The following is a 19,114-nucleotide window of genomic DNA, read 5'->3' as shown; positions in this document are numbered from 1 at the left end:
CGCCCAGCGCACCCGGATGCTGGAGCTCGCCCTGGCCGCCGAGCCCGGGTTCCGGGTCGACACCCGCGAGCTGCGGCGCCGCGGCCCGTCCTGGACCGTCGCGACCCTGCGCGAACTGCGCGCCGAGCTGGGGCCGGAGGCACCGCTGGCCTGGGTGCTGGGCGCGGATTCCTTCCGGGGCTTGCCCGGCTGGCACGCGTGGGAGGCGCTGCCAGGGCTGGCCCATTTCGTGGTCGCGGTGCGCCCGGGCCACGCGCTCGACCCACTGCCTCCGGTGCTGGCCGCCGCCTGCGCCGGCCGCTGGCGCGAAGATCCGGCCGACCTGGCCGCCGCGCCGGCAGGCCGGCTGTTCAGGCTGGACATGGCGCTGCATCCCGCCTCGGCCACGGAAGTGCGGCGCGGGCTGGCCGGGGGCGAGGGCCCGGCGGGCTGGCTGGATCCGGCCGTGGCGGCCTACATCGCCCGGGAAGGGCTGTACCGGGGCGGGTCGGGCCCGGCGGGCGTATAATGCGGCCCGTCTTTCCGATTCGAGCGCCACGTTGACCACCCAAGCCCACGTCATCAAGACCCAGATGCCCGACCCGGCCCCGTCGCCGGAAGCCATCCTCAAGCAGGTTCACCTGGCGCTGGAGGAAATGAAGGCGAAGGATGCCGTCGAGATCGACGTGCGCGGCAAGACCAGCATCGCCGACTACCTCGTGGTGGTCTCGGGCACCTCGACCCGCCACGTCAAATCCGTGGCCGACGAAGTCGTCCGCTTCGCCAAGAAGTGCGGCGTGATGCCGCTGGGCGTGGAAGGCGAGCGCGAGGCCGAGTGGGTGCTGGTCGACCTGGGCGACGTCATCGTCCACGTCATGCTGCCCCGCGTCCGCGAGTTCTACGCCCTCGAGCGCCTCTGGACCGTCGGCGACCAGCCCCCCGAAGACCCGGGACACGGGTAACGCGTTTTTCCACGCGATGAAAGCCAGGCTGGTCGCGGTGGGGGAGCGGGCGCCGGAGTGGGTGGCCGCGGGGTTTGGTGAGTACCAGAAGCGCTTGTCGCACTGGTTGCCGCTGGAGCTGGTGGAAGTGGCGCCGGGTCTGCGCGGCAAAGGGCGCGATGCCGCCCGCGCGATGGCCGAGGAAGGCGAGCGCGTGCTGGCGGCGGTGCCGCGCGGCGCGCACGTCGTCACCCTTGATGGGCGCGGCAAGCCGTATTCATCCAAACAGCTGGGCCAGCGCCTCGAGCACTGGCGCCAGCAGGGGCGCGACCTGGCCTTCCTGGTCGGCGGGCCCGAGGGTCATTCCGCCGAGGTGATTGCCGCGGCCGGCGAAAGCTGGTCGCTGGGGCCGCTGACGCTGCCGCACATGCTGGTGCGGCTGGTGCTGGCCGAGCAGCTCTACCGGGCCGCCAGCCTGCTCGCCAACCACCCCTACCACCGCGCCTGACGCAACCGGCTGCCCGCTGAAGCGGCGGCCCGGGGAACTGCCCGCGGGCGGTGCCAGCGGCTATGCTTGGGCGATGCTCTATCTTGCCTCGCAATCCCCGCGCCGCCGCGATCTCCTGGCCCAGCTGGGCCTCGACTTTGGCCTGCTCGACGTGGACGTTCCCGAGCAACGCCTGCCCGGCGAACCGCCCGACGACTACGTCAGCCGCGTCGCCCGCGAAAAGGCCGGCGCCGGACTGCTTGCCGTGGTCGCCAACCCGGGTGCGGTGGTCCTGGGCGCCGACACCGAAGTCGTGCTGGGCGACCGCGTTTTCGGCAAGCCGGCCGATGCCGACGACGCCGCGCGCATGCTGCGCGACCTCTCGGGCCGCAGCCACCGCGTGGTGTCCAGCGTCTGGCTGGTCAGCGCCGGCCGCGAGGCGCACGCCACCTGCGTCTCGGAAGTCCGCGTCGAGCCGCTCGACGACGCCATGGTGGCCGCCTACGTCGCCACCGGCGAATGCTTCGGCAAGGCCGGCGCCTACGCCATCCAGGGCCGCTTCGGCGCCCACGTCGCCCACCTCGCCGGCAGCTACACCGGCGTGATGGGCCTGCCCTTGCACGAGACCGCGCGCCTGCTGCGCGGCTTCGGACTGCTGCACTGAACCGGGGATACGCGTGTCCGAGGAAATCCTGATCAACGTCACCCCGCGCGAAACCCGCGTCGCGGTGGTCGAGAACGGCATGCTGCAGGAACTGCACATCGAGCGCGCCTCGCGCCGCGGCGTGGTCGGCAACATCTACAAGGGCCGGGTGCAGCGGGTGATGCCCGGCATGCAGGCGGCCTTCGTCGAGATCGGGCTGGACCGCGCCGCGTTCCTGCACGCCTCCGACATCCTGCGCCCGGCGCTGGCCGGCGAGGGCGACGAGGCCGCGCCGCCGCCCGGCCCGCCGCCCACCATCAACTCGCTGGTGCACGAGGGCCAGGAGATCGTGGTGCAGGTGGTCAAGGATCCGATCGGCAGCAAGGGCGCGCGGCTCACCACCCAGCTCTCTATCCCGTCGCGTTACCTGGTGTTCCTGCCGCATTCGCGCGTGCTGGGCGTGTCGGCGCGGATCGAGGACGAAGCCCAGCGCGCGCGCCTGAAGACGCTGATGGCGGCGCTGGCGAACGGCTCGGGCCAGGGCTACATCGTCCGCACCAATGCCGAGGGCCAGCCCGACGAGGCCCTGGCCGAGGACGTGGCCTACCTGCAGCGCGCCTGGGGCGTGATCCGCGCCGCCAGCGCCAGCACCAAGGTTGGCCAGCGCATCTACGAGGACCTGGCGCTGCCGCTGCGCGCGGTGCGCGACCTGATGCGCAAGGAGGTGGACAAGGTGCGGGTCGATTCGCGCGAGGCCTTCGAGAAGCTCACGGCCTTCGCCAACCAGTTCATGCCCGACCTGGCCGAGCGCATCGAGCACTACGCCGGCGAGCGCCCCATCTTCGACCTGTATGGCGTCGAGGACGAGATCCTGCGCGCGATGCAGAAGGAAGTGCCGCTCAAGTCCGGCGGCCATCTCATCATCGACCAGACCGAGGCGATGACCACGGTGGACGTCAACACCGGTTCCTTCCTCGGCCAGCGCAACCTCGAGGAAACCGTGTACCGCACCAACCTCGAGGCCGCGCAGGCCGTGGCGCGCCAGCTGCGCCTGCGCAACCTCGGCGGAATCATCATCATCGACTTCATCGACATGACCGACGACGAGCACCGGCGCCAGGTGCTGCGCACGCTCGAGAAGGGGCTGCTGCACGACCACGCCCGCACTTCCGTGCACGAGTTCTCGCCGCTGGGCCTGGTGGAGATGACCCGCAAGCGCACCACCGAGAGCCTGGAGCGCCAGCTGTGCGAGCCCTGCCACGAATGCGGCGGCCGCGGCACGTTGAAGACGCCCGAGACGCTCACCTACGAGATCTTCCGCGAGATCACCCGCGCCGTGCGCCAGTTCGAGGCCTCGCAGCTGCTGGTGATCGCCTCGCCGCGGGTCGTCGCCAAGATCACCGAGGAAGAGTCGGCGGCCGTGGCGGAGCTGGAGGAATTCCTGGGCAAGTCCATCCGCTTCCAGGCCGACGACCAGTACGCTCAGGAACAGTACGACGTGGTCCTGCTCTGATCCGCGGATGAGTTCGCCGCTGCGCCGCCGGATCCGCCACGCCCGCCGCTTCACCGGCTACGGGCTGCTGGTGCTGCTGATCCTCGCGGCCACCCTGGTCGGTGGCCTGAACCAGCTGCTGCCGCTGGTCGAGCGGCATCCCGACAAGGTCGCCGGTTGGCTGTCGGAGCGCCTGGGCCAGCCGGTCGCCTTCGACGCCGCGCGCGGCGAATGGACCCGGCGCGGTCCGCGCTTCACGCTCGACGGCCTGCGCATCGGCCCGGCCGGCCGCAGCCTGGACATCGGCCGCGCCGAGCTGCTCGTGGCGGTGTACTCGGGCCTGCTGCCGGGCGCGCCGCTCACCGAACTCAAGGTGCGCGAACTCTCGCTGGTGCTCGAGCAGGGCGAGGACCGTCGCTGGCGCATGGCCGGCCTGCCGTTCCAGCCCGACCCGGCTAATGATCCGCTCGACACGCTCGAGGCGCTGGGCGAACTGCAGGTCGAGCGCGCCAACCTCGCGGTGCGATCACCCGCCTTCAAGCGCGAGCTGAGGTTGCCGCGCGTGGACCTGCGGCTGCGGGTCGACGGCGATCGCCTGGTGGCCGGCGTGCGCGCCTGGGCCGACCGCGAGGGCACGCCGCTGCAGGCGGTGGCCGACCTCGAGCGCGGCCGCTGGTCGGGCCTGCTCTGGGCGGGTGGCAAATCGATGTCGCTGCAGCAGTGGTCGCCGCTGCTGGCCGACACGGGCCTGGTGGTGGCGGGTGCGGGCGCCGTCGACCTGTGGGCGCGCATCGACACGCAGCGGATCATGGACGTGCGCGTGCGCGCCGAGCTCGCGCCGATCGCGCTGGTGGCGCGCACGCCCTGGCATCGGGAGGGCAACGGCGAGGCGCTGGCCTCGCCGCCGGTGGCGTTCGAGCGCGCCGACCTGCTGGCGCGCTGGCAGGTGGATGCGAACGGCTGGCAGCTGCACGCGCCGGAGCTGCACTTCCACGAAAGCGGGCGGCGCGAGCCGCACAGCTTCGATGGCCTGTGGCTGGCCGGCGGCGAACGCTTCGCGCTGCAGGCGCCGCGCATGGACCTGGCGCCCGCGCGCTCGTTGGCGACCCTGGTCCCGGCGGTGCCCGCGGGCCTTCGCCAGTGGCTGCACGAGGCCGCTCCCGACGGCGTGCTGCACCACGTGCAGGTGCAGGGCCGGGAGGGCGACTGGTCCGGCTCGGCGCGCATCGATGCCGTGGGCTGGGCGCCCTACGGCGGCCAACCGGGCGTGCAGGGCCTGGGCGGCAGCGTCGCCTACGATCAGGACGGCGGCGTGCTGCGCCTGGCCGATGGGCCGGCACGCTTCGACTGGCCGCGTTTCCGGCAGCCCCTGGATTTCAGGCTGGGCGGAACGCTGGGCTGGTGGCGGGAGGGCCCTCGGTGGGCCGCCGGTGCCAGCGACCTTCGAATCCGGGGCGCCGATTTCGGGGCGCGCGTGCGCGCCGAGCTGCGCTTCCCGGGCGAGGCGCGGCGGCCGCGGGTCGACCTGGCCGCGATCGTGGATCCGTCGCCGGTGCCCGCGGCAGGCAAGTTCTGGGTGCAGGGCAAGATGCCGCCCACGACCATCGAGTGGCTGGACCGCGCGCTGCTGGGCGGCTCGGTGGAGCAAGGGCGCGCGGTGCTGGCCGGCGACCTGGCCGACTGGCCGTTCCGCAACGGCGAGGGGCGCTTCGACGCTCGCGCCCGCGTCTCGCAGGCGCGCGTGGCCTTCAATCCCGAGTGGCCCGACGCCGAGGCGATGGACCTCGACGTCGCCTTCGACGGCCCGGGCATGACGCTCGAGGGCGAGGGCATGATCCTGGGCAATCGCGTGCGACGGGTGGCGGGCGGCATCGCCGACTTCCGCGACCCGCGCCTGGTGCTCGACATCGAGGCGCCGGCCGAGGGCGAATCGCTGCAAGCGCTGATGCTGGCCAGCCCGCTGCGCGCGCGGTTCGACGAGCATCTGCGCAATGCCAGCATCCGCGGCCCGGCCGAAGTGCGGCTGTCGCTGGACCTGCCGCTGGCGGCGCGCCTGGGCGGTCGCCGCATCGACGGCACCCTCGACCTCGCGGGTGCGCGCCTGGTCGATCCGCGCTGGGACATCGACCTGCAGGCGGTCCGCGGGCGCACGCGCTTCAGCGACCGCGGCTTCATCGCCGATGCGCTCGAGGTCGAGTTCGAGGGGGAGCCCGCGCGCTTCAGCCTGATGGTCGGCGAGGACTACACCGGCGACGCCCGCCTCGCTGCCCGCGCCTCGCTGGTAGGAGCGTTCCCGGCGCAGAAGCTGATCGCGCGCCACCCGCCCTTGGCCTGGCTCGACCCGTGGCTGGTTGGCAGCAGTGCCTGGACCGTGGCGGTGGACATCCCGCAGGCGACGCCGGGCCGGCCGGCCGCCCCGTCACGGCTGTCCATCGATTCGGACCTGGTCGGCACCGCAGTGGCGCTGCCGGCGCCGCTGGCCAAGCCGGCCGAAGCGCGCTGGCCGCTGCGGCTGCAGGCGCCGCTTCCGCTCGCCGGTGGCGAGGTGCGCATGCAGCTCGGCGACACGCTGCGCTTCCGCGGCCGCGCGGGAAGCGACGGCGCCATGGGCGGCCTGCTGCTGTTCGGGACCGGCGAAGAGCCGCCGCTGCCGCAGCAGGGCCTGGTGGCACTCGGCCGCACCGAAACCCTGGATGCCGCGGGCTGGATTGCGTTCGCCGCCGACGGCGAAGGCGCCGGCGGCCTGCGCGAGGTGGACCTGCGCGTCGCCAACCTCGACCTGCTCGGCTCGCGCTTTGCCGACACCCGCCTGCAGCTGCGGCGCCAGCCCGAGCGTACGCGGCTCGCGCTGGAGGGCCCGGCCGTGGCGGGCGAGATCGACATCCCGCGCGACCTCGCGCAGGGCATCGACGGGCGCTTCGCGCGCCTGCACTGGCCGGAGAAGGCGGAGCCGACGCCGGAGCAGCTGGCCACGCTCGAGGCCGGCCGCAGCGACGACCCGGCCAAGCTGCCGCCCCTGCGCTTCAACGTGCAGGACCTGCGCCTGGGCGCGCTGGCGCTGGGCGTGGCCGAGCTGCAGGCCCAGCCCATGCCGGAGGGCCTGCGCATCGATCGCTTCGACACCACGTCCGACGCGCTGCAGCTGCGCGCGCGCGGCGAATGGCGGCGTGCGGGCGAGGGCAGCAGCCGGTCGGACTTCGCGGTCGACTTCGGCGCCGACAGCCTGGGCGACATGCTCGGCGCCTTCGGGCTGGCCGGCATGATCGAGGACGGCGAGACCCGCGGCCGGCTCGAGGGCAGCTGGCCGGGATCGCCCGGTGCCTTCGCGCTGGCGCGCTTCGAGGGCACGCTGCGCGTGGATGTGGGCGAAGGCCAGCTGCTTGAGGTCGAACCCGGCGGCGGCGGGCGCGTGCTGGGGCTGATCAGCCTCGCCGAGATCCCGCGCCGGCTCAGCCTGGACTTCAGCGACTTCTTCGCGAAGGGCTTCGGCTTCAACACCATGCAGGGCGAGTTCGTCTTCGCCAATGGCCGCGCCAGCACCGACCTTTTGCAGATCAACGGCCCCGCAGCCGAGATCCGCGTGAGCGGCGCGACCGACCTGCGCGCGCAGCAGTACGACCAGCGCATCGAAGTGCTGCCCAAGGCTGGCGGCGTGCTGCCCGCGATCGGCGCGATCGCCGGCGGCCCGGTGGGCGCCGCGGTGGGGGCGGTTGCGCAAGCCGTGCTTCAGAAGCCGCTGAAGCAGGCCGCGCGCACGGTCTACCGCGTCACCGGACCGTGGAAGGAACCGGTGATTGAAGTGGTGGAGCGGGGGGCGGCGGGGGATGGCGGGTAGGAGCTAGGGGTTAGGAGTTAGGGGTTAGGAGTTAGGAGTTAGGAGTTAGGGGGGCTTTTGGGGGCATGGGAACTAGTGAAGAGGAAATAGGAACTAGTGAAGAGGAAATAGGAACTAGTGAAGAGGAAATAGGAACTAGTGGATTGGGACGTGGCATCTGGTTTGACACGCGAAGGCCGCTTTTCACTATCTCCTATCTCCTCTTCACTATTTCCTGGCTTTTCCTTGCTTCCAGCCCTTGATCACGCCATCAAACCACCACATCTGTCACCCTGACCACCCACTCCCGCGCGCCGCCCGCCCATGACCGACACCCTGCAACTCGCCCAATCGCGCCTGCTCACGCCGGGCGGCCTCGGCCTCGACGGCCTGGACGCGGCCTTCGGGCGGCTGATGGGTCCGGGCGTGGACTACGGCGACCTGTATTTCCAGCACAGCCGGCGCGAGGGCTGGAGCCTGGAGGACGGCATCGTCAAGGACGGCTCGCATTCGATCGAGCAGGGCGTGGGCGTGCGCGCGGTCAGCGGCGAGAAGACCGGCTTCGCCTACTCCGACGACATCCGCGCCGATGCGCTGCTCGAGTCCGCCTCGGCGGCGCGCGCGATCAGCCGCAGCGGCGGCCAGGCCGCGGGCGGCCAGCGCGTGCTGGTGCGCGGCCGCGAACTCTATGCGCCGGTGGACCCGATCGACGGCATGGCCACCGACGAGAAGGTCAACGCGCTGCGCGAAGTCGACCAGTGGCTGCGGGCGCAGGACCCGCGCGTGAAGCAGGTGGTGGTGAGCCTGTCCGGTGGCGTCGACACGGTGCTGGTGGCGCGCAGCGACGGCACGCTCGCCTCCGACGTGCGGCCGCTGGTGCGCTTCAACGTGCAGGTGATCGTCGAACACGAAGGCCGACGCGAGCAGGGCTATTCCGGCGCCGGTGGCCGCTATTCCTACGCCGAGCTGTTCTCCGGCGGCCGCCCGCGCGCGGTCGCCAAGGAAGCGCTGCGCCAGGCGCTGGTCAACCTCGAGGCCGTGGATGCGCCGGCCGGCACGCTGCCGGTGGTGCTGGGCCCGGGCTGGCCCGGCGTGCTGCTGCATGAAGCGGTCGGCCATGGCCTCGAGGGCGATTTCAATCGCAAGGGCACTTCGGTGTATTCGGGCCGCATCGGCGAGCGCGTCGCGGCGCCGGGCGTCACCATCGTCGACGACGGCACGCTGGCGTCGCGCCGCGGCTCGCTCAACGTCGACGACGAGGGCACGCCCACGCAGTGCACCACGCTCATCGAGGACGGCATCCTGCGCGGCTACATCCAGGACACGCTCAACGCCCGCCTGATGGGCGTGGCGCCCACCGGCAACGGCCGCCGCGAGAGCTTCGCGCACCTGCCGATGCCGCGCATGACCAACACCTACATGCTGGCCGGCGACTACGACCCGGCCGAGATCATTGCCTCGGTGAAGAAGGGCCTGTACGCACCCAACTTCGGCGGCGGCCAGGTCGACATCACCAGCGGCAAGTTCGTGTTCTCGGCCACCGAGGCCTACCTGATCGAGGACGGCAGGATCACCCGCCCGGTGAAGGGTGCCACGCTCATCGGCAACGGCCCGGAAGCCATGACCCGCGTCAGCATGGTCGGCCGCGACCTGGAACTGGACCAGGGCGTGGGCATCTGCGGCAAGGACGGCCAGTCCGTCCCCGTCGGCGTCGGCCAGCCCACCCTCAAGATCGACGCCATGACCGTGGGCGGCACGCGCGCGTGAGCAAACGCTTTTTAGTTGGAATCGCCAGGTGCGGTGAGCAAGGTGCGGAGCTCGCGGAAGAGTTCGCGGTAGGCGTGCGGGGGCTTGTTCTTCAGGCGTTCCTGGTGCGCGTTGCGCGCCAGCTGGCGCAGGTGCTGGCGGTCGGCGTGCGGGTGTTTCTCGAGCAACTCCGAGAGCGCCTCGTCGCCGTCGTCCACCAGCTTGTCGCGCCAGTACTCGACCTCGTGCAGGGCCTGCGCCTCGCGGCGGCCTTCGGCCTTGTCGTGCTCGAGCGCCGCGCGGATCAGCTGAAGCGCCTCGTCGTCCTGCCGGCGCATCTGCTTGGCCAGGAAGTGGATCTGCCGCTTGCGGGCGATCTGCGAGGTGATCTTCTTCGAGGCGATGACCAGCGCCAGCAGGTCCTCGTCCATCGGGATCTGCTGCAGCCGCGCGTCGCTCTCGCCGACCAGCTTCATGGCCAGGTCCAGCACCGCCAGCGCCTCGCGGCGCTGCTCGCTGCGGCTCGGGCCGTAGTCGTGTTCCTCGTCTTCGAAATCTTCTTCGTGCATCGTCCACCACCGTCCTGGAGCGAAAGGATACGCCCATGCAGCCCCTGACCGCAGCTTCCGATGATTCCCTGGCCCGCATGGAGCGCCTGTCGGGGCTGGCGCGCGAGGTCCTGGACCAGTGCGCACGCCTGGGCGCCAGCCAGGCCGAGGTGACCATGAACGAGGACGCCGGCCTGTCGGTCAACGTCCGGATGGGCGAGGTCGAGACCGTCGAGCGCACCCGCGACCGCGGCGTCGGCCTCACCGTCTACTTCGGCCAGCGCAAGGGCAGCGCCAGCACCGCCGACCTGCAGCCCGACAGCCTGCGCGCCACGGTCGAGCAGGCCTGCGCCATCGCCCGCCACACCGAGGCCGACCCGGCCGCCGGCCTGGCCGACGCCGACCGCATGGCCACCGACCTGCGCGAGTTCGACGGCTGGCACCCCTGGCCGCTGGACGCCGACCGCGCCATCGCGCTGGCGCTGGAGGCCGAGGCCGCCGGCCGCGGCGCTGATCCGCGCATCTCCAACTCCGACGGCGCCGGTGCCTACAGCAGCGAAAGCGTGTCGGTGTATGCCAACAGCCACGGTTTCCTCGGCGCCGAGCGCGGCACCAGCCATTCGCTCAGCGTGTCGCTGATCGCCGGCAGCGGCGACAGGATGCAGCGCGACTACTGGTACACCAGCGCGCTCTCGCCCGACGACCTCGAGGCCCCGGCCCAGGTCGGCCGGCGCGCCGCCGAGCGCACGCTGCGGCGCCTCGGTCCGCGTCCCATCCGGACCGGCGAATACCCGGTGCTATTCGCGCCCGAGATGGCGCGCAGCCTGGTCGGCCACCTGCTTGGCGCCGTTTCGGGCGGTGCGCTTTACCGGCGCGCCAGCTTCCTGCTCGACCAGGCCGGCAAGCAGATCCTGCCGCCGTGGTTCGCCATCTCGGAGCGGCCGCACAAGCCGCGCGGCATCCGTTCCTCGGCCTTCGATGCCGAAGGCGTGGCCACGGTGGACTCCGACCTGGTGCGCGACGGCATCCTGCAGCGCTACGTGCTGGGCAGCTATTCGGCCCGCAAGCTGGGCCTGGAGAGCACCGGTAACGCCGGCGGCGTCAACAACCTCGAGGTGGCCGCCAATGCGGCGGGCCTGGAGGACATGGCCCGGGCCATGGGCCGCGGCCTGCTGGTCACCGAGCTGATGGGGCAGGGCGCCAACACCGTCACCGGCGACTATTCGCGCGGCGCGGCGGGCTTCTGGGTCGAGGGCGGCGAGCTGGCGCACCCGGTGGACGAACTCACCATCGCCGGCCGGCTGCCGGAGATGTTCCTGGCCATCGAGGCGGTGGGCGCCGACGTAGACCGGCGCTCCCATGTCTCGGTCGGTTCGATCCTGGTCGGGCGGATGATGGTGGCCGGAGAGGCCTGATCCTGCGTTGCCTTGACAGCCCCTTCACAAGCCCGGAAATTAGCCGGGCCAAGGCGCCCCCGGCGCCAGCAATCCAGCCTCCACTCGAAAGGGGAATCGAATGAACGACGTGCAAGCCGAAGACAAGACCCTCGCCCTGATCACCCACCTGTCGGGCATCATCGCCGGCTTCATCGTTCCGCTGATCATCTGGCTGATCAACAAGGACAAGGCCGACAAGTCCTGGCTCACCGGCCAGGCCAAGGAAGCGCTGAACTTCCAGATCACGGTCATCCTGGCCTGGATCGTGGCCGTGGTGCTGAGCTTCCTGCTGATCGGTTTCCTGCTCTATCCGGTGATCCTGATCGGCAACATCGTGTTCTGCATCCTTGCCGGCATCAAGGCCAACAACGGCGAGAGCTACCGCTACCCGGTCGCGATCCGCCTGGTCAGCTGAGCCCCGCGCGTCGCGCGGGTCAGTTGGCCCGCGCGACCGCGAATTCGGCGAGTCGGCGCAATGCGCCGGCCTCGTTGCCAAGCGGCCCCAGGGCCGCTTTTGTTTTTTCCGACAGTTCCGCCAGCAGCGCCTTCGAGCGCGCCATGCCCAGCAGCGCCGGGTAGGTGGATTTCGCCTGCGCCTGGTCCTTGCCGGCGGTCTTGCCGAGCTGGGCGCTGTCGCCCTCGACGTCGAGGATGTCGTCGCGGATCTGGAAGGCGAGCCCGAGCGCGGCCGCGTAGTCGTCCAGCCGCGCCAGCGTGGCGGCATCGGCGCCGCCCGCCAGCCCGCCCATGCGCACCGCCGCGCGGATCAGCGCGCCGGTCTTGAGCGCATGCAGGCGTTCGAGTTGCGCGACGGCCAGCACCTGGCCGGTGGCGTCGATGTCCAGCGCCTGGCCGCCGCACATGCCGGGGGCGCCGGCGGCGCGCGCCAGCGACTGCAGCCAGGCGACCCGCAGCGCGGCATCCACGGGTGCCTCCGCGAGTACCTGGAAGGCGAGCGCCTGTAGCGCATCGCCGGCGAGGATGGCGGTGGCCTCGTCGAAGGCGACGTGCACGGTCGGGCGACCGCGGCGCAGCGCGTCGTCGTCCATGGCCGGCAGGTCGTCGTGCACCAGCGAGTAGGCGTGCACCAGTTCGACCGCGGCGGCGGGCGCGTCGCACAGGGATTCATCGGCGCCGGTGGCGGCGCCGGCGGCGTAGACCAGCAGCGGCCGCAGGCGCTTGCCGCCGCCGAGCACGGCGTGGCGCATGGCCGCGTGCAGGCGTTCGGGCGACTCGGTGGCCGAGGGCAGGGCGCTTTCGAGGCGGGCTTCGACGCGCTGGAGCCAGCGCGCCGCGGCCGGATCAACCGGCATCGGGCTGGAACGGCTGGCCGCTGTCGGGGTCGGCCGGGTCGCTGAGCAGGCGCACGCGCAGTTCGGCCTGCTCCAGCGCGCCCTGGCACTGGCGGTAGAGACCGACGCCGCGCTCGTATGCCGCGAGCGAATCGTCGAGCGAGAGGTCACCCTTTTCCATCTTCTGCACCAGCTGCTCGAGCTCGTCGAGCGAGGTCTCGAACTGGGCGACGGGGGACGGCGGCGATGCGGGGGTCTTGGCGGCCATGCGCGGAGTTTGCGGGGCGAGGCGGCGGGTGGTCAACGTGGCCGCGGCGGCGCCGGCGACTGCAGGCGCAGGCAGGCGCCGCGGGCGGCCAGCCAGGCGTGCAGCGGCGCCGCGATCGCGATGTCGCCGGCCGCCAGCAGCTCGCCGCCGGGGCCCGAGAGCAGGGGCAGCCGCGCGCGCAGCCAGGGCGGCAGGCCAAGGTCCTGCAGCACGTGCTTGAGCTCGCTGGAATGCGCGCGGCCCGGCAGCACCAGGCGCTCGCCGCCCTGGCGCGCATGCACGCGCAGCGGCGCGTCGAAGGCCATCGCCGGCGAAAGCGCCAGCACGTCGCCGGTGGGCAGGGCCAGCGGCGATCGGCCATCCCAGGCTTGCGAATAGTCGGCGGGCAGCGGCGCCAGGGACGGTCCCGCGTAGAGCAGGTCGCGCCAGCGCCGGATCACGGCATCGGACCAGGCAAAGGCCGGCTCGCCGTCTTCCCGCGCCGGAAGCAGTTCGTCCGCGATGGCGCGCAGGCCGGCGGGCGGCAGTGGCGGCAAGCCCAGGTCGCTGACCCAGCGGCGCAGCACGCGGTCGCGCCAGTCCGGCGCCAGCACCTGCAGCGCCGGCACGGAGAGCGTGGACGGGTCGATGCCTTGAACCTGCGCCAGCCGGCGCGCGTCCTCGCCGGCGAGCAGATCGGCCTGGGCCGCCTGCAGGGACGCGCTGCGGGCCAGGCCGGCGGCGGCCCCCGGCCAGCGGCCGGCGAGCATCGGCATCACCTGGCGGCGCAGGAAATTGCGGTCGGCGTGGTCGGTGGCGTTGCTGGGGTCCTCGATCCACGCCAGCCCGTGTTCGCGGGCATAGCGGGCCAGGGCCTCGCGCGGCTGGTCCAGCAGCGGTCGCCACAACCAGCCCGCGCCGAACCGGCGCAGCGGGCGCATCGCCGCCAGGCCGTCGCCGCTGCCGCGGAGCAGGCGCAGCAGCACGGTCTCGGCCTGGTCGTCCCGATGGTGGGCCAGCGCCACCCGCTCCCCGGGCCGCAGGCCCTCGGCGAGCGCGTCGTAGCGGGCCACGCGCGCGGCGGCTTCCAGGCCGTCCCCGGCGTCGCGTACGGCCACGCGGCGCGATTCGAAGTCGATGCCCAGCCCGGCGCAGGCGTCGGCGCAGCGGGCCGCCCAGGCGGCGGAATCGGGCTGCAGGCCATGGTCCACGTGCATTGCCCGTAGGCCCGCGGCGCGCAGGGCCGGGCTGGACGCCAGCCAATGCAGCAATACGGTCGAATCCATGCCGCCGCTGAAGGCAACGCGGACGGGGCAGCCGGGGGGCGGCGGGGGCGCGGACAGCGGCATGCGGCGTCCCGTCGGGCCCGGCCGCCGCGGCGGCGTCAGGCGGCCTCGTAGGCGCCGTAGCTGCGCAGGCGCTGGTAGCGGTTCTCGAGCAGCTGCGGCAGCTCGACGCGGTCGAGCACCGCCAGCTCGGACTGGATCAGCTGCTTGAGCGTGGCCGCCATCGCCGCCGGGTCGCGGTGGGCGCCGCCCAGCGGCTCGGGCACGATCTTGTCCACCAGCCCGTGCTCGAACAGGCGCTTCGCGGTCAGGCCCAGGGCCTCGGCGGCGTCACGCGCCTTGTCGGCCGACTTCCACAGGATCGAGGCGCAGCCTTCCGGCGAGATCACCGAGTAGGTGCTGTACTCGAGCATCAGGGTGCGGTCGCCGACGCCGATGGCCAGCGCGCCGCCGGAGCCGCCTTCGCCGATCACGGTGCAGATGACCGGGATCTTGAGTTCGGCCATTTCCAGCAGGTTGCGGGCGATGGCCTCGGACTGGCCGCGCTCCTCCGCGCCGACGCCCGGGTAGGCGCCGGGGGTGTCGATGAAAGTGAGCAGGGGCAGCCTGAAGCGCTCGGCCATCTTCATCAGGCGCAGGGCCTTGCGGTAGCCCTCGGGCCGCGGCATGCCGAAGTTGCGCTTGATCTTGGCCTTGGTGTCGCGGCCCTTCTGCTGGCCGATCACCATCACGGCGCGGCCGTCCATGCGGGCCAGGCCGCCGACGATGGCGGCGTCGTCGGCGAAGGCGCGGTCGCCGGCCAGCTCGTGGAATTCCTCGAACATCAGGCCGATGTAGTCGTTGGTGTACGGCCGCTGCGGATGCCGCGCCAGCTGCGAGATCTGCCAGGGCGTCAACGCCTTGAAGATCTCGGCGGTGCGGGCACGCAGCTTGTCCTCCAGGCCCTTGACCTCGGTTTCGATGTTGACCGCGGGGCCAGTGCTGGCCTTGCGCAGTTCCTGGATCTTGGCGTCCAGTTCGGCGATGGGTTGTTCGAAATCGAGGAAGTTCGGGTTCATGCGGTTACTCGGTTCAGACGCGCCAGCTTGGGCCGGCCAGTCTAGAGCAAAGGGTCTAGGGCCGCGATTCTACCCCGCCCACGCCCGCCGCTGTACCCGCCCCCCCCGGCTCCGCGTCCCTGTAGGAGGGACTTCAGTCCCGATGCCTTTGGGTTCGCTGTGCCGGGATCGTCCGTTGCCAAGGTCCGCCGTACGCGAGGTCCCTTTCCCGGGGACGCCGTGAATCCATCCATGGAGGCTCTTCGAAAACGTCCCTGTTTTCGAAGCCCCGGGAAAGGGACCTCGCGCACGACGGACCGCGGGCCATCCGGGCCGGACTGTCGAGCTCGAAGAGCGCGCGAGCCTGGAGCCCCGCTCCCTTGGGCCGTGAGGTCAGGGCTCGCCTGCCTTCTGGATCGAGAATCCGGCCCTTTTGGTCGGGAGGCCGTCGCATGAGAGGTCGCTTTCCCGGACCATCAGCGACACGGACGTCGCTGATGAGCCTCCATGGACGGATTCACGGCGTGTCCGGGAAAGCGACCTCTCGTGCGGCGGGCGGTCGCCTCGAACGGGCCCGGCGCAGGGAACCCAAGAGCTTCGGGACTGAAGTCCCTCCTACAAAGCGCGGGCGGGTCAGCCGCCCTGTTGCCAGGGGCGGTGGAGGTGGAGGGTGACCTGGGAGACGCCGGGCAGGGCCCGCAGCTGGCTGATCAGCTCGGGCTCGGTGCGGACGCCCTCGCTGCCGTTGACGTCGAGCGAGCCGCGGGCCTTGGCGGTCGTCAGCATGTCCAGGCGCAGCGGCGTCGCGCCGGGGCGGAAGCCGGCCAGCACCTGCTGCAGCCGGTCCCAGGTGCCCTGCGCGCGCAGGTCGACCGTGAGCGCCAGCCGGCGCGCGTGCTGGGCGCAGAGCGCGCGGAAGTCCCAGCACTGGCGCGCGCGCAGCACGAAGCCGCCGCTGAACTGGTCCTCGGCCAGGTTGCCCTCGACCAGCAGGATGCGGTCGCGCGAGAGCAGGTGCGCGCACTCGGCGAAGGCCTCTCGGAAGAAGGCGACCTCGAGCTGGCCGCGGCCGTCCTCGATGCGCGCGAAGCCCATGGTGTCGCCGCGCCGGCGCGTGGCGGTGACGATGCCGGCCAGCACCACCGCGGCCTCGCCGCGGCGGTCCTTCTTCGCGCTCCAGAGCGAATCGAGGTCGGCCAGGGTGGCGCCGACCAGCGCCTGCAGCTCGCCGCGCCAAGGGTCGAGCGGATGCCCGCTGAGGTAGTGGCCCAGCGTCTCGCGCTCGCCCAGAAGCTTGGTTTCCAGCGGCCAGTCGGGCACCTCCGGCAGGTCGAGGTGGATCTCGGGCTCGGCGCCGCCGCCGCCGAACAGCGACACCTGACCGGCGGCGCGTTCGCGCGCCAGCTGTTCGGTGGCCTTGATCACCTCGGGCAGCTGCAGCATCAGCGAGGCGCGGTTGGCGCCCAGCGCATCGAGCGCACCGGCGTTCACCAGCGCCTCGAGCACGCGCCGGTTGAGCTTCGCGGAATCCACGCGCCGCAGGAAATCGAGCAGGTCGCGGAACGGCCCGCCCGCCTGGCGCGCCTCGACGATCGACTCGCAGGCGCCGCGGCCAACGCCCTTCACCGCGCCCAGGCCATAGCGCACGGTCTTCGGGTCGAGCGCGACGAACATGTACTCGGATTCGTTCACGTCCGGCGCGAGCACCGACAGCCCGATCTCGCGCGATTCCTCGAGGAAGGTCACGACCTTGTCGGTGTTGTCCATGTCGGACGACATCGTCGCGGCCATGAACTCGGCCGGGTGGTGCGCCTTCAGCCACGCGGTCTGGTACGCGACCAGCGCGTAGGCGGCGGAGTGCGACTTGTTGAAGCCGTAGTCCGCGAACTTCTCCATCAGGTCGAAGATCGGGCTGGCGAAGCTGGCGTCGATGCCCTGCGCTTCGGCGCCGGCCTCGAACTTCACGCGCTCCTTCGCCATCTCCTCGGGCTTCTTCTTGCCCATCGCGCGGCGCAGCAGGTCGGCGCCGCCCAGCGAATAGCCGGCCAGGACCTGGGCGATCTGCATCACCTGTTCCTGGTAGACGATCACGCCGTAGGTGGGCTTGAGGATGGCCTCGAGCAGCGGGTGCGGGTAGCTGACCTCGGCGCGGCCGTGGCGGCGGTCGATGAAGTCGTCGACCATGCCCGCGCCGAGCGGACCGGGACGGTACAGCGCGGCCAGCGCGATCAGGTCCTCGAAGTGCGCGGGCTGGAGCTTCTTGATGTACTCCTTCATGCCGCGCGATTCGAACTGGAACACCGCGGTGGTCTGGCCCTTCGACAGCAGCGCGTAGGTCTGCGGGTCGTCGAGCGGCAGCGACAGGATGTCCAGCGGTGGCAGGTCGGCGCGCTTGCGCCGGACGTTGATGGCCTTCACGGCCCAATCGATGATGGTGAGCGTGCGCAGGCCCAGGAAGTCGAACTTCACCAGGCCCACGGCTTCGACGTCGTCCTTGTCGAACTGGGTGACCACCGACTTGGCGGTTTCGCCCTTGGCCACGTGTTCGGCGAACAGCGGGCTGAAGTCGGTCAGCGGCGTCGGCGCGATCACCACGCCGCCGGCGTGCTTGCCGGCGTTGCGGGTGAGGTCTTCCAGGCTGCGCGCCAGGTCGACCAGGTCGCGCACGTCGTCCTCGTCGCGGTAGCGCTGGATCAGCTCCGACGAGGCGAGGTCACTGTCCTTGCGCGCGGCTTCGCTCAGGCCCAGCGCATCGTCGAGCGTGACGCCGAGCGTGAGCGGGATGAGCTTGGCGACTGAATCGACGAAGCCATACGGATAGCCCAGCACGCGGCCGCAGTCGCGGATCGCGGCCTTCGCGGCCATGGTGCCGTAGGTGATGATCTGGCTGACCTTGTCGCGGCCGTACTTGCGGCCGACGTAGTCGATCACCTCGTCGCGGCGGTCCATGCAGAAGTCGATGTCGAAGTCGGGCATCGACACGCGTTCCGGGTTCAGGAAGCGCTCGAACAGCAGGTCGTAGCGGATCGGGTCGAGGTCGGTGATGCCCAGCGCCCAGGCCACCAGCGAGCCGGCGCCGGAACCGCGGCCCGGGCCGACCGGGATGTCGTTGCGCTTGGACCAGTTGATGAAGTCCGCGACGATCAGGAAGTAGCCCGGGAAGCCCATCTTGCAGATGACGTCGAGCTCGGTGTCCAGGCGCGCGCGGTAGCCGGCGGCCTCGTGGCCGGGCGCGACTTCGAACTTGGCCAGCCGGACGTCGAGGCCGCGGTGCGATTCCTCGCGGATCCAGCTGTCGAGCGTGTGGCCCTCGGGCACCGGGAAATCGGGCAGGTAGTACTTGCCCAGGCTCAGCTCGAGGTTGCAGCGCTTGGCCAGCTCGACCGTGTTCTCAAGCGCCTCGGGCAGGTCGGCGAACAGCTCGGCCATTTCCTCGGGCGACTTCAGGTATTGCTCGCGGCTGTAGTCGCGCGGCCGCTTGGGGTCGTCGAGCACGCGACCGGTGGCGATGCACACGCGCGCCTCGTGCGCCTCGAAGTCGTCGGGCGACAGGAAGCGCACGTCGTTGCTGGCCAGCAGCGGCAGGTCGTGGTGACCGGCCAGCGCCACCGCGGCGGCGTTGAATGCCTCCTCGCCGTCGCGCCCGGTGCGGGTGAGCTCCAGGTACAGGCGGTCGGGGAAGGCGGCGCGCCATTCGCCCAGCAGGCGCCCGGCTTGCTCCTCGCGGCCCGCGGCCAGCAGCTGGCCCAGCAGGCTCTCGCGCCCGGCGATGGCCACCAGTCCGTCGCAGTCGCGGTACAGCCAGTCGGGTTCGATCGCGACGTAGTCGCCGGCGTGGCCCTCGAGGAAGGCGCGGCTGATCAGGCGCGACAGCGAAAGGTAGCCGGTGCGGTCCTGGCACAGCAGGGTCAGGCGCGAGGGCGGGCCGCCGTCGTGGCTGAGCCAGAGGTCGGCGCCGGCCACCGGCTTGAGCCCGGCGGGCTCGGCGGCCTTGTAGAACTTCACCAGCGCGAACAGGTTGCTGGTGTCGGTGATCGCCACCGCGGGCATGCCCAGCGCTGCGCAGCGCCCGACCAGCTCCGGGATGCGGATGGTCGAGTCGGTGAGCGAATACTCGCTATGGAGATGCAGGTGGACGAATCGGGGCGTCATGCCGGGGACCGAGG

General features: G+C 71.6%; 15 protein-coding genes. 9 read left to right on the top strand and 6 right to left on the bottom strand.

Going from position 1 to position 19,114, the window contains the following annotated elements:
• The 7 genes from Q0C12_RS07675 to tldD form a co-directional block, all read left to right on the top strand.
• The coding region (locus Q0C12_RS07675; RefSeq protein ID WP_290888491.1) for a nicotinate-nucleotide adenylyltransferase at positions 1-508 on the top strand (508 nt) is incomplete at its 5' end.
• Between the two features lie 31 nt (positions 509-539).
• Entirely contained in the window at positions 540-941 is a 402-nt protein-coding gene (gene rsfS, locus Q0C12_RS07670) for a ribosome silencing factor (protein WP_290888488.1), read from the top strand.
• 16 nt (positions 942-957) lie between these two features.
• On the top strand, positions 958-1,428 hold the full coding sequence (rlmH, locus tag Q0C12_RS07665; protein WP_290888486.1) for a 23S rRNA (pseudouridine(1915)-N(3))-methyltransferase RlmH: 471 nt from the start codon (positions 958-960) through the stop codon (positions 1,426-1,428).
• A 73-nt stretch (positions 1,429-1,501) separates the two neighbouring features.
• Positions 1,502-2,071, top strand: a complete 570-nt coding sequence (locus tag Q0C12_RS07660; RefSeq protein WP_290888483.1) for a Maf family protein — start codon at positions 1,502-1,504, stop codon at positions 2,069-2,071.
• A 13-nt stretch (positions 2,072-2,084) separates the two neighbouring features.
• Positions 2,085-3,563, top strand: a complete 1,479-nt coding sequence (gene rng, locus Q0C12_RS07655) for a ribonuclease G (protein ID WP_290888480.1) — start codon at positions 2,085-2,087, stop codon at positions 3,561-3,563.
• A 7-nt stretch (positions 3,564-3,570) separates the two neighbouring features.
• Positions 3,571-7,377, top strand: coding sequence for a YhdP family protein (locus Q0C12_RS07650; RefSeq protein WP_290888477.1), 3,807 nt, complete (start codon positions 3,571-3,573; stop codon positions 7,375-7,377).
• A 303-nt stretch (positions 7,378-7,680) separates the two neighbouring features.
• The gene (tldD, locus tag Q0C12_RS07645) at positions 7,681-9,123 is read left to right on the top strand and encodes a metalloprotease TldD (protein WP_290888474.1); all 1,443 of its coding nucleotides are present in this window, start codon (positions 7,681-7,683) and stop codon (positions 9,121-9,123) included.
• An 11-nt stretch (positions 9,124-9,134) separates the two neighbouring features.
• Here the strand turns inward: tldD and yjgA are convergent, their stop codons facing one another.
• Positions 9,135-9,671, bottom strand: a complete 537-nt coding sequence (gene yjgA / locus Q0C12_RS07640) for a ribosome biogenesis factor YjgA (protein ID WP_290888472.1) — start codon at positions 9,669-9,671, stop codon at positions 9,135-9,137.
• Positions 9,672-9,706: 35 nt separating this feature from the next.
• On the opposite strand from yjgA, the gene pmbA reads away from it, so the two are divergent.
• Positions 9,707-11,065: a metalloprotease PmbA gene (gene pmbA, locus Q0C12_RS07635; protein WP_290888469.1), complete on the top strand. Its 1,359-nt coding sequence runs from the start codon at positions 9,707-9,709 to the stop codon at positions 11,063-11,065.
• A 100-nt stretch (positions 11,066-11,165) separates the two neighbouring features.
• On the top strand, positions 11,166-11,501 hold the full coding sequence (locus Q0C12_RS07630; protein WP_290888467.1) for a DUF4870 domain-containing protein: 336 nt from the start codon (positions 11,166-11,168) through the stop codon (positions 11,499-11,501).
• A gap of 19 nt (positions 11,502-11,520) precedes the next feature.
• Here Q0C12_RS07630 and Q0C12_RS07625 read toward each other — a convergent pair whose 3' ends face one another.
• The 5 genes from Q0C12_RS07625 to dnaE all read right to left on the bottom strand — a co-directional run bounded on the left by Q0C12_RS07625 (position 11,521) and on the right by dnaE (position 19,100).
• Positions 11,521-12,399: a farnesyl diphosphate synthase gene (locus tag Q0C12_RS07625; RefSeq protein ID WP_290888464.1), complete on the bottom strand. Its 879-nt coding sequence runs from the start codon at positions 12,397-12,399 to the stop codon at positions 11,521-11,523.
• Positions 12,389-12,646 (bottom strand): exodeoxyribonuclease VII small subunit, encoded by a 258-nt coding sequence (locus Q0C12_RS07620; protein WP_290888461.1) that lies wholly within the window; start codon positions 12,644-12,646, stop codon positions 12,389-12,391. Before Q0C12_RS07620 ends, Q0C12_RS07625 begins: the two co-directional genes overlap by 11 nt.
• Positions 12,647-12,678: 32 nt before the next feature.
• A complete protein-coding gene (gene tilS / locus Q0C12_RS07615; RefSeq protein ID WP_290888458.1) occupies positions 12,679-13,974 on the bottom strand; it encodes a tRNA lysidine(34) synthetase TilS in 1,296 nt (431 codons plus the stop codon).
• 35 nt (positions 13,975-14,009) lie between these two features.
• On the bottom strand, positions 14,010-14,969 hold the full coding sequence (locus tag Q0C12_RS07610; RefSeq protein ID WP_290888456.1) for an acetyl-CoA carboxylase carboxyltransferase subunit alpha: 960 nt from the start codon (positions 14,967-14,969) through the stop codon (positions 14,010-14,012).
• Positions 14,970-15,581: 612 nt separating this feature from the next.
• Complete coding sequence (gene dnaE / locus Q0C12_RS07605; RefSeq protein ID WP_290888453.1) at positions 15,582-19,100, bottom strand: DNA polymerase III subunit alpha; 3,519 nt, start codon at positions 19,098-19,100, stop codon at positions 15,582-15,584.
• Positions 19,101-19,114 lie beyond the last annotated feature (14 nt).

The organism is Arenimonas sp., from assembly GCF_022842045.1.
GTDB lineage: Bacteria > Pseudomonadota > Gammaproteobacteria > Xanthomonadales > Xanthomonadaceae > Arenimonas.
This window is presented reverse-complemented; position numbering and strand designations above follow the sequence as displayed.

Bases quoted from the DNA above. Each gene is read 5' to 3' on its own strand.
- rlmH (WP_290888486.1), top strand. From the start codon at position 958: ATGAAAGCCAGGCTGGTCGCGGTGGGGGAGCGGGCGCCGGAGTGGGTG.
- Q0C12_RS07660 (WP_290888483.1), top strand. From the start codon at position 1,502: ATGCTCTATCTTGCCTCGCAATCCCCGCGCCGCCGCGATCTCCTGGCC.
- Q0C12_RS07650 (WP_290888477.1), top strand. From the start codon at position 3,571: ATGAGTTCGCCGCTGCGCCGCCGGATCCGCCACGCCCGCCGCTTCACC.
- tldD (WP_290888474.1), top strand. From the start codon at position 7,681: ATGACCGACACCCTGCAACTCGCCCAATCGCGCCTGCTCACGCCGGGC.
- yjgA (WP_290888472.1), bottom strand. From the start codon at position 9,671: ATGCACGAAGAAGATTTCGAAGACGAGGAACACGACTACGGCCCGAGC.
- pmbA (WP_290888469.1), top strand. From the start codon at position 9,707: ATGCAGCCCCTGACCGCAGCTTCCGATGATTCCCTGGCCCGCATGGAG.
- Q0C12_RS07630 (WP_290888467.1), top strand. From the start codon at position 11,166: ATGAACGACGTGCAAGCCGAAGACAAGACCCTCGCCCTGATCACCCAC.
- Q0C12_RS07625 (WP_290888464.1), bottom strand. From the start codon at position 12,399: ATGCCGGTTGATCCGGCCGCGGCGCGCTGGCTCCAGCGCGTCGAAGCC.
- Q0C12_RS07620 (WP_290888461.1), bottom strand. From the start codon at position 12,646: ATGGCCGCCAAGACCCCCGCATCGCCGCCGTCCCCCGTCGCCCAGTTC.
- tilS (WP_290888458.1), bottom strand. From the start codon at position 13,974: ATGCCGCTGTCCGCGCCCCCGCCGCCCCCCGGCTGCCCCGTCCGCGTT.
- Q0C12_RS07610 (WP_290888456.1), bottom strand. From the start codon at position 14,969: ATGAACCCGAACTTCCTCGATTTCGAACAACCCATCGCCGAACTGGAC.
- dnaE (WP_290888453.1), bottom strand. From the start codon at position 19,100: ATGACGCCCCGATTCGTCCACCTGCATCTCCATAGCGAGTATTCGCTC.